This window comes from Streptomyces sparsus, assembly GCF_054776295.1.
The window spans coordinates 1-1,866 of the sequence record NZ_BAAHCA010000938.1; the positions used below are offsets into that span (position 1 = coordinate 1).

At 75.7% G+C, this 1,866-nt stretch carries 1 protein-coding gene and 1 pseudogene; both read left to right on the forward strand.

Annotated elements, in window-relative coordinates:
* Positions 1–277 (forward strand): annotated as a pseudogene (locus ACYVE9_RS25100) (hypothetical protein); the annotation flags it as partial.
* A complete protein-coding gene (locus ACYVE9_RS25105; RefSeq protein ID WP_461030182.1) occupies positions 274–1,815 on the forward strand; it encodes a DUF5719 family protein in 1,542 nt (513 codons plus the stop codon). The pseudogene ACYVE9_RS25100 and the gene ACYVE9_RS25105, both read left to right, overlap by 4 nt.
* Positions 1,816–1,866 lie beyond the last annotated feature (51 nt).

Sequence of the window (1,866 nt, forward strand, 5' to 3'; positions counted from 1 at the left end):
CCGCGACGACCGCCGCCACGCCCGCGGTCACGACTACGGCGGCCCGTACGAGGTCCGCAGCGACGACGCCCCGCGGTACGACGCGCCCCGGTACGACGACGCCCGGTACGGCGAGGTCACGCACGACGGCGGCCGCCCGTACGACGGCGGCCCGCACGACGGTGGCCCGTACGGCAACGGCACCTACGACGGCGGCGGGGCGTACGACGGCGGCACCACGTACGGCGGCACGACGTACGACAACGGCACCACGTACGACAACCGGAGCCAGCAGTGAGCCTCAACCGCACCTCCCTCGGTCTGATCGCCGCGGTCACCGCGCTGGCCGCCGTCACCGGCCTGGCCCAGCTCACCGGCACCGAGGCGTCGGCCGACGGCACGACGGCCGACGCCTCGGCGGCCCGGCTGCCGGTCGAGCAGTCCACCCTCGTCTGCCCGCAGCCGACCACCTCCGACCTGGGCGAGACGGTGCACACCGCCTTCACCCCGGCCGGCGGCAAGCAGCGCGACCCCGACCGCAAGGGCACCGCCGGGCTGCTGCCCGCCACCGCCACGGTCGAGGGCGGCGGCCGCGGGGGCGAGGACGGCGAGGGTGAGAACGGCAAGAAGCGCGAGCCGAAGCCCGCGCTGCCGCTCGCCGAGCCGGGGACCCCGGTGAGCGAGGAGGAGGACAGCACGGAACTGCCGGCCCGCGTCGGCACCGCCGACGGGCCGCTCGCGCCCGGCTGGACCGTGCAGCAGACGACGATCATCAGCGCAGGCTCCGGCCGCGGCCTCTACGGGCTGAACTGCTCGCCGCCGGACACCGAGTTCTGGTTCGCCGGCGTCAGCACCGTGGCCGACCGGCACGACTACATCCACCTCACCAACCCGGACGAGGCGGGGGCGACCGTCGACCTCCAGCTGTACGGCAAGGACGGCCGGATCGAGTCGGACAGCGGCTCCGGCATCAACATCCCCGGCCGCGCCACCGTGCCGGTGCTGCTCTCCACGCTGACCAGCGACCCGGCGGTCAACCTGACGCTGCACGTGGCGGTCCGCGCCGGCCGGGTCGGCGCCCAGGTCCAGGCGCTGGACGAGAAGCTGGGCGGTGACTGGATCGCGGCCTCCGCCGCCCCCGCCGCCACCCAGGTACTGCCGGGCATCCCCGCGGACGCCACCGCGGTGCGGCTGGTGGCCTTCGCCCCGGGTGAGCAGGACGCCGAGCTGGCCGTGAAGCTGGCCGGTCCGACCGGCTCCATCTCCCCGGCGGGCAACGAGACACTGCACGTCAAGAGCGGCATGACGGCCGCGGTGGACCTCGGCGACCTCACCCAGGGAGAGGCCGGGTCGCTGGTCCTCACCCCCGCCGAGGGCGCCTCCGACGTCCCGGTGGTGGCCGCGCTGCGTGTGCTGCGCGGCAAGGGCGACAAGCAGGAGACGGCGTTCATCCCCGCGGTGGACCCGGTCCTGGAGCGGACCAGCGCGGCCGGCAGCGAGGCCGAGGGCAGCACCCTCGCCCTGGCGGCCCCCGACAAGGCCGCGAAGGTCAAGGTCACCGCGTCCGGCGGCAGCGGGGGCGGCACCCCGGCCAGCGAGACCCGGACCCTCAAGGCCGGCACCACCACCGTGCTGGACACGCTGCGTCCCGAGGGCCTCGAAGGGCGCTACGCGCTGACCGTCGAGTGGCTGTCGGGCGGGCCGGTGCACGCCTCGCGCATGCTGGCGGCCGACGAGAAGGGCGTGAAGGCGTTCACCGTGCAGACGCTGCCCGACGACCGGGGCACGGTCGAGGTACCGCCGGCCTCCCAGGACCTGACCGTCCTGAGCGACTGAGCCGCACCGAGCGCCCGAGCCGACGGGCCCGCCGGCGCCCGCACTGGGCGG